Origin of the sequence: Paracoccus sp. P2 (assembly GCF_046335115.1) — a bacterium.
Classification (GTDB): Bacteria; Pseudomonadota; Alphaproteobacteria; order Rhodobacterales; family Rhodobacteraceae; genus Paracoccus; species Paracoccus pantotrophus.
The window spans coordinates 92,847-99,009 of record NZ_JBGOSN010000015.1; the positions used below are offsets into that span (position 1 = coordinate 92,847).

The 6,163-nt window shown below is 64.3% G+C and carries 11 protein-coding genes; all 11 read right to left on the reverse strand.

The window, feature by feature from the left end:
* Positions 1-28: 28 nt before the first annotated feature.
* Positions 29-277: a 30S ribosomal protein S17 gene (rpsQ, locus tag ACDP63_RS11785; RefSeq protein ID WP_024844059.1), complete on the reverse strand. Its 249-nt coding sequence runs from the start codon at positions 275-277 to the stop codon at positions 29-31.
* Between the two features lie 12 nt (positions 278-289).
* Positions 290-496 (reverse strand): 50S ribosomal protein L29, encoded by a 207-nt coding sequence (rpmC, locus tag ACDP63_RS11790; RefSeq protein WP_024844058.1) that lies wholly within the window; start codon positions 494-496, stop codon positions 290-292.
* A gap of 192 nt (positions 497-688) precedes the next feature.
* Entirely contained in the window at positions 689-1,102 is a 414-nt protein-coding gene (rplP, locus tag ACDP63_RS11795) for a 50S ribosomal protein L16 (protein WP_024844057.1), read from the reverse strand.
* Positions 1,103-1,114: 12 nt separating this feature from the next.
* Positions 1,115-1,837 carry a 30S ribosomal protein S3 gene (gene rpsC / locus ACDP63_RS11800; protein ID WP_024844056.1) on the reverse strand — a complete coding sequence of 241 codons (723 nt, stop codon included), beginning with the start codon at positions 1,835-1,837 and terminating at the stop codon, positions 1,115-1,117.
* Complete coding sequence (gene rplV / locus ACDP63_RS11805; RefSeq protein WP_024844055.1) at positions 1,837-2,232, reverse strand: 50S ribosomal protein L22; 396 nt, start codon at positions 2,230-2,232, stop codon at positions 1,837-1,839. The genes rpsC and rplV overlap by 1 nt, the downstream gene beginning before the upstream one ends.
* A 5-nt stretch (positions 2,233-2,237) precedes the next feature.
* The gene (rpsS, locus tag ACDP63_RS11810) at positions 2,238-2,516 is read right to left on the reverse strand and encodes a 30S ribosomal protein S19 (RefSeq protein WP_010400236.1); all 279 of its coding nucleotides are present in this window, start codon (positions 2,514-2,516) and stop codon (positions 2,238-2,240) included.
* A gap of 3 nt (positions 2,517-2,519) precedes the next feature.
* Positions 2,520-3,356, reverse strand: a complete 837-nt coding sequence (gene rplB, locus ACDP63_RS11815; protein WP_024844054.1) for a 50S ribosomal protein L2 — start codon at positions 3,354-3,356, stop codon at positions 2,520-2,522.
* A gap of 95 nt (positions 3,357-3,451) precedes the next feature.
* Entirely contained in the window at positions 3,452-3,748 is a 297-nt protein-coding gene (locus ACDP63_RS11820; RefSeq protein WP_024844053.1) for a 50S ribosomal protein L23, read from the reverse strand.
* The gene (gene rplD, locus ACDP63_RS11825) at positions 3,745-4,365 is read right to left on the reverse strand and encodes a 50S ribosomal protein L4 (protein ID WP_024844052.1); all 621 of its coding nucleotides are present in this window, start codon (positions 4,363-4,365) and stop codon (positions 3,745-3,747) included. Before rplD ends, ACDP63_RS11820 begins: the two co-directional genes overlap by 4 nt.
* On the reverse strand, positions 4,365-5,102 hold the full coding sequence (rplC, locus tag ACDP63_RS11830; protein WP_036747352.1) for a 50S ribosomal protein L3: 738 nt from the start codon (positions 5,100-5,102) through the stop codon (positions 4,365-4,367). The genes rplD and rplC overlap by 1 nt, the downstream gene beginning before the upstream one ends.
* A 10-nt stretch (positions 5,103-5,112) precedes the next feature.
* The gene (gene rpsJ / locus ACDP63_RS11835; RefSeq protein ID WP_010400227.1) at positions 5,113-5,421 is read right to left on the reverse strand and encodes a 30S ribosomal protein S10; all 309 of its coding nucleotides are present in this window, start codon (positions 5,419-5,421) and stop codon (positions 5,113-5,115) included.
* Between the last annotated feature and the right edge of the window lie 742 nt (positions 5,422-6,163).

Consider the following 6,163-nt stretch of genomic DNA (forward strand, 5'->3'; position numbering starts at 1 on the left):
GGCCCCAGGGTATCGATTAAACTGGCGCTCAGGCCGAAGCTTCGGTGGCTTCGGTCAGGACGGTCCAGCGCTTGGTCTTCGAGATCGGCGCGCATTCGACGATGCGAACGATGTCACCGACCTTGAACTGGTTCTGCGCGTCATGCGCGCGGTATTTCTTGGACGACCGCACGGTCTTGTGCAGCAGCGGATGCTTGAAGCGACGCTCGACCAGGACGGTCACGGTCTGTTCGTTCTTGTCGCTGACGACCTTGCCTTGCAGGATGCGTTTGGGCATGGACCGGGCTCCTTAGTTCGACGCCGCGGCTTGCGCCGCTTTCTGGTTCAGAATGGTTTTCACACGGGCGACGTCGCGGCGGACGGCGCGCATGCGGGCGGTCGATTCGAGCTGGCCGGTGGCCTGCTGGAAGCGCAGGTTGAACGCTTCCTTCTTCAGCGCGAGCAGCTGTTCCTTCAGCTGGTCAGGCGTCTTGTCTTTCAATTCCTGCGCTTTCATGCGCCTTTTCCTTTCAACATCACCGGCGAGCCCCTGCCATGCAGGGCCACCCTGATTCCGGTGGAGTTTCATGATGAAGGCCTGCCCATACAGGCTTGGCCGGATTTTGGCAACCCCGATTGTCCCCAGGAAGCCAGAAATGCAGCGCCCCGCCACTGTCGCGGCGGGGCGCAATCTGGAAGCGGCGGCGAATTACCAGTCTTCGCGCGCGACGATGCGGGTCAGCACCGGCAGCTTCTGCGCGCCCAGGCGCAGGGCTTCGCGGGCGATGGCGTCGTTCACGCCGTCGATCTCGAACATGATCCGGCCGGGATGGACGCGGGCAGCCCAGTAATCCACCGAGCCCTTGCCCTTACCCATCCGCACTTCGGTCGGTTTCGAGGAAACCGGCACGTCCGGGAAGATCCGGATCCAGACCCGGCCCTGACGCTTCATGTGGCGGGTGATCGCGCGGCGGGCCGCCTCGATCTGGCGCGCGGTGACGCGCTCGGGCTCGATGGCCTTCAGCGCATAGGAGCCGAAGTTCAGGTTGAACCCGCCCTTGGCCTCGCCGTGGATGCGGCCCTTGTGCTGTTTGCGGAACTTGGTCCGTTTCGGTTGCAGCATTGCTTCTTCTCCTTAGCGCGCGTCGCGGTCGCGATCACGGCGCGGGCCGCGGGGCGAGGGGCCGTCCTGCGCTTCGGTGGCGCGACGGTCGCGGGCCTGCGGATCATGCTCCATGATCTCGCCCTTGAAGATCCAGACCTTCACGCCGATGATCCCGTAGGGGGTCGAGGCTTCCGACAGCGCATAGTCGATATCGGCGCGCAGCGTGTGCAACGGCACCCGGCCTTCGCGGTACCATTCGGTCCGGGCGATCTCGGCGCCGCCCAGGCGGCCCGACACGTTCACCCGGATGCCCAGGGCGCCCATGCGCATGGCGTTCTGCACCGCGCGCTTCATGGCGCGGCGGAACGACACCCGGCGCTCGAGCTGCTGGGCGATCGATTCGGCCACCAGCTGGGCATCCAGCTCGGGCTTGCGGACCTCGACGATGTTGAGGTGCAGTTCCGAGGCGGTGTAGTTCGCCAGCTTCTTGCGCAGGGTCTCGATATCGGCGCCTTTCTTGCCGATGATGACACCCGGACGCGCGGCATAGATCGTCACGCGGCATTTCTTGTGCGGGCGCTCGATGATGACGCGGCTGACGCCGGCCTGCTTGGCTTCCTTGTGGATGAAGTCGCGGATCTTCAGGTCTTCCAGCAGCAGATTGCCGTAATCCTTGTCATCCGCATACCAGCGGCTGTCCCAGGTGCGGTTGACCTGGAGACGCATCCCGATGGGGTTTACCTTCTGACCCATTACGCGCGCTCCCCGGCTTCGATGGCCTCGACCTGACGGACCTTGATGGTGATTTCCGAAAACGGCTTCATGATCTTGCCGTAACGACCACGGGCGCGCGGACGGCCACGCTTCATGACCAGGTTCTTGCCGACCCAGGCCTCGGCGACGATCAGGTTATCGACGTCCAGGTTATGGTTGTTCTCGGCGTTGGCGATGGCCGATTGCAGGCATTTCTTGACATCGCCGGCGATACGCTTGGACGAGAAGGTCAGGTCGGCCAGGGCCTTGTCCACCTTCTTGCCGCGGATCATCGCCGCAACCAGGTTCAGCTTCTGCGGCGAGGTGCGAAGCATCTTGGTCTTCGCAAACGCCTCGTTCTCCGCCACGCGGCGCGGATTTTGTTCCTTACCCATGACGCTTACTTCCTTTTCGCTTTCTTGTCGGCGGCGTGACCGTAATAGGTCCGCGTCGGCGAGTATTCACCGAACTTCTGGCCGATCATCTCTTCGGTCACCGAGACCGGGATGTGCTTCTGGCCGTTGTAGACGCCAAAGGTCAGACCGACGAATTGCGGCAGAATGGTCGAACGACGCGACCAGATCTTGATGACGTCCGACTTGCCGGACTCGCGGGCTTTCTCGGCCTTGCGAAGCACATAAGCATCGACAAAGGGGCCCTTCCAAACAGAACGTGCCATGGATTAACGCCCCTTCTTCGCGTGACGCGACCGCAGGATATACTTGTCGGTCGATTTGTTCGTGCGGGTGCGGTTGCCCTTGGTGCCCTTGCCCCAGGGAGTAACCGGGTGACGACCGCCCGAAGTCCGGCCTTCACCGCCACCATGCGGGTGGTCGATCGGGTTCATGGCCACGCCGCGCACGCTCGGGCGGATGCCCAGGTGCCGGTTGCGGCCGGCCTTGCCGAGGTTCTGGTTCGAATGGTCGGCATTCGACACGGCGCCGATCGTCGCCATGCATTCCTGGCGCACCATGCGCAGCTCGCCCGAGGACAGGCGGATCTGGGCATAGCCGCCGTCGCGGCCGACGAACTGGGCATAGGTGCCCGCCGAACGGGCGATCTGGCCGCCCTTGCCGGGCTTCAGCTCGACGTTGTGGACGATGGTGCCGATCGGCATGCCGCTGAAGGGCATGGCGTTGCCGGGCTTCACGTCCACCTTGGCGCCGGCCACCACCTTGTCGCCGACAGCCAGACGCTGGGGCGCGATGATATAGGCCTGCTCGCCGTCTTCATATTTGATCAGCGCGATGAAGGCGGTGCGGTTCGGGTCGTATTCGATCCGCTCGACGGTCGCCGGGACATCGAACTTGGTGCGCTTGAAATCGACGATGCGATAGAGACGCTTCGCCCCGCCGCCCTTGCGGCGCATCGTGATCCGTCCGGTGTTGTTCCGGCCGCCGTTCTTGGTCAACCCCTCGGTGAGGGATTTGACCGGGCGCCCTTTCCAAAGCTCCGAACGGTCGATCAGAACCAGCCCACGCTGGCCAGGCGTCGTCGGCTTATACGACTTGAGTGCCATGCTTTCTGTCTTCCGTTGCTTTGGACCGTTGCTGGTCCGTTTCAGTCAAATGCCGACGGCCCCGCTGCCGGGGCCGTCGATTCGCAGGCTTCTTATCAGAGGCCGGTCGAGACGTCGATGCTGTTGCCAGCTTCCAGCGTCACATAGGCCTTCTTCACGTCCGAGCGCACGCCGGGGCGGCCACGAAAACGCTTGGTCTTGCCCTTGGTGATGGTCGTGTTCACGGCCTTCACCTTGACGTTGAACAGAGCCTCGACGGCCTGCTTGATCGCCGGCTTGGTCGATTCCTTGGCCACCTGGAAGACATAGGCGTTGGCATCGCCCACCAGGGTGGCCTTTTCGGTGATGACCGGCTTGACGATCACGTCGTAATGTTCGGGTTTCACGCTCATTTCAGGCGAGCCTCCAGAGCTTCGACACCGGCGCGCGTCAGCACGAGCGTATCGCGGCGCAGGATGTCATAGACATTGGCACCCATCGAGGGCAGCACATCGACGCCTTCCAGGTTGCGGGCGGCGCGGGCGAAATTCTCGTTCACCTCGGCACCGTCGATCACCAGGACGCGCTTCCAGCCGTTTTCCTTGACCGCCTTGGCGACGGCCGCGGTCTTGGCTTCCCCGATGTTCAGGCTGTCCACGACCACCAGCTCGCCCGCGGCGGCCTTGGCCGACAGGGCGTGCTTCAGGCCAAGCGCGCGGACCTTCTTGGGCAGGTCGAACGCGTGGCTGCGCGGGGTCGGGCCCTTGTAGACGCCGCCGTGACGGAAGATCGGCGCCTTGCGGGAACCGTGACGGGCGCCGCCGGTACCCTTCTGGCGGTAGATCTTCTTGGTCGAGTAGCTGACATCCGACTTGCCCAGCACCGAATGGGTGCCCGCCTGCGCCTTCGCACGCTGCCAGCGCACGACGCGGTGCAGGATGTCCGCACGCGGTTCAAGCCCGAAGATGTCATCGCTCAGGTCGATGTCCCCGGCCTTGCCGGCATCGAGCGTGATAACGTCGAGTTTCATCAGTTGTCTCCTTCGGGCGCGGCGGCCTCGGCAGGGGCGGCAGCCTCCGCCTGGGCAGCTTTCGAACGGGTCGCGGCCGGGAAAACGGTGTTTTCGGCCAGCGGCTTCTTCACGGCGTCCTTGATCGTGACCCAGCCACCCTTGGAACCCGGCACCGAGCCCTTGACCATGATCAGGCCACGCTCGGCATCGGTCTTGACGACCTGCAGGTTCTGGGTGGTGACGCGCACGGCACCCAGATGACCGGCCATCTTCTTGCCCTTGAACACCTTGCCCGGATCCTGGCACTGGCCGGTCGAGCCATGCGAGCGGTGGCTGATCGACACGCCGTGCGAGGCGCGCAGACCGCCGAAATTGTGCCGCTTCATCGCGCCGGCAAAGCCCTTGCCGATCGAGGTGCCGGCGATGTCGACATACTGGCCTTCGAAGTAATGGTCGGCGACGATCTCCTCGCCCACCTCGACCAGGTTCTCGGGCGAGACGCGGAATTCCGCGATCTTGCGCTTGGGCGCGACATTCGCCTTGGCGAAATGGCCGCGCAGCGCGGCGGTCGTGCGCTTGGCCTTGGCCTCGCCCGCGCCGAGCTGCAGCGCCACGTAGCCGTCTTTCTCGGCGGTGCGCTGAGCGATGACCTGCACGTTGTCCACGTGCAGTACGGTGACGGGCACCTGACGCCCGTCTTCCAGGAACAGCCGGGTCATGCCCAGCTTCTTGGCGATAACACCAGTCCGCAGCATGATGGCCTCCTTACACCTTGATCTCGACATCCACGCCGGCGGCGAGGTCGAGCTTCATCAGGGCGTCCACGGTCTGGGGGGTCGGGTCGACGATGTCCAGCAGGCGCTTATGCGTGCGGATTTCCCACTGGTCGCGGGATTTCTTGTCGATATGCGGGCCGCGCAGAACGGTGAATTTCTCGATCTTGTTGGGCAGCGGAATCGGGCCGCGGACCTGCGCGCCGGTGCGCTTGGCGGTGTTCACGATTTCCTGCGTGCTGGCATCCAGGACGCGGTAATCGAACGCCTTCAACCGGATGCGGATATTCTGGCTTTGCATTCTCATCCCTCTTGCGGGGAGTTCAAGTTGAGAGGCTGACGACACACCACGCACCGCCAGCGTCGAACCGTATAAACAAGAGCAGGCCGCCCCCATAGCGGACGGCCCGGCGCAAGGCAACCGATTCTTTTCGCAAGAACAGGAACCGGCAGCGATGCGCCCGTCTAGCGGTTTCCGCGGCGGCGGTCAAGCACCCGGCCCGGCCCGCGCCATCATGAAAGCAGCTGCCGGCGGCGCGGTTTAAGCCGAACGTGCCCGCTCAAGCTCCGTCTTACTGGCGAATGTCGTGAAGGCTCTGCTGCCGCAATTCTCGCGACACTATCCGCCCCTGAAAGGCGCCGTCCCGTCCACCGAGGTTTCCCACGCCAATCCCCCCGGGCCGAATGACGCGCCCGGCGCCTGCGCAAGGCACGGCCCGGCATCCCCGTGCCGGCAGGGCTGGTCTTTCGCGGCATCCAGGTCGTGCCTTCGGCACGCCGCTATCATCGGAGGCAGTCGAAAGCATCCTTACCCCATTCGCCCAATCGGGCTTTCCCGACCTGACGGAATGAAGACGCGAAAACCCGCCCTCGGGCGGGTTTCACGTCACGGCAGCCTCCAGGAGCGGCTTCGACGAAAGTCACGGCGAGCCTGCCCCCTTCCGGCCCCTCTCCCGCGCGTCCGCTTTGCCTTGCTTCTTTCTTGCCGAAATATCCCGGGGTCCGGGGCAGCGCCCCGGCTGCCGCGCCGCGGCAAGCAGAAA